The organism is Microcoleus sp. OTE_8_concoct_300 (assembly GCF_031383065.1).
Lineage (GTDB): Bacteria > Cyanobacteriota > Cyanobacteriia > Cyanobacteriales > Microcoleaceae > Microcoleus.
In genome coordinates, this window is the sequence record NZ_JANMZH010000864.1 from 1 (window position 1) to 1,083 (window position 1,083).

The following is a 1,083-nucleotide window of genomic DNA, read 5'->3' on the forward strand; positions in this document are numbered from 1 at the left end:
GAAAAGAAAGTAGGAGGCACAGCAGTAGTATCAACAATCGACAGAACCGCTGCTGAAGGACTCGCCAAACTACCGCCACTCAAGAACAAATTCACCGTCTCAGTAGGCTCTGTGAGGCTATCAAATAAAGTTTGAACCGGAACTTGCGCGCTAGCTTGTCCAGGTGCAAAATTCACCGCTTTTTGAACCACAGCCGTGTAATCCGGTTGAGAACCCGCAGCCAGAGCAGTACCGTCCCCAGTGCTGAATACGATCGTAGCCGACACAGAAAGGTCGCCACCGCGATTGATCGTAATCGGAGCAGTGCTACCCTCGTTGACGCTGTAAGTAGCCGCACTGAAGAAAAACGTGTTTTGAACGGGAGTCGGCGTCGGAGTCGGAGTCGGAGTCGGGAAAGGAGTCGGAGTTGGAGTCGGAGTCGGAAAAGGAGTCGGAGTTGGAGTCGGAGTCGGAGTCGGAGTTGGGACGGGCGGCACATCCAGAATCGTCAAGATTGATGGATTGCTGCCCACATTCCCACCGCTGAGCACCAAATTCACCGTTTCCGACGATTCCAGCATCATGTCGCTCAAAGCCGAAATCGTGAAACTAGCGCTATTTTGCCCCGCAGCAAAATTCAGGGAACCAGCCGCCACAGTGTAATCCGGTGCACTGCCTCCAGAAGTGGCCGAACCGTCAACAGAAGCGTAGCTAATGGTTGCAGCACCCGTGCCACCCGTGCGAGTAACGTTAATCGTAGCCGCGCCGCCTTCATTCACCGTGTAACTCGCTCGATCGAACTGGAAGATACTCGCAGGCGTCGGCGTTGGCGCGGGCGTTGGAGTCGGCGTCGGCGTCGGTGTGGGCGTCGCCGACACGTCAGAAATCCCCAGAATAGTTGCCGGCATACTACCCAGAGTCGCACCGCCTACGGGAGCCTGAAGTTGCAAAATCGCCGTTTCGCTTCCCTCAGCCAAACCGTCAGCCACGAGATTAAAGCTGATAGTCTTGGGCGAGGTTTCCCCGTCGGCAAAAGTTACCGTTTGGGGCTGTGCCACATTGTAGTCAGCAGGGCTGGCTTGACCGTTGGCTCCGCCCGGAGAG

Annotated in this window: 1 protein-coding gene; it reads right to left on the reverse strand. The window is 56.0% G+C overall.

Annotated features, from left to right (window positions below; genetic code table 11):
• Positions 1-1,083, reverse strand: a 1,083-nt coding sequence (locus ACUVJL_RS37820) for a Calx-beta domain-containing protein (RefSeq protein ID WP_445250505.1), incomplete at both ends; no start/stop codon positions are given.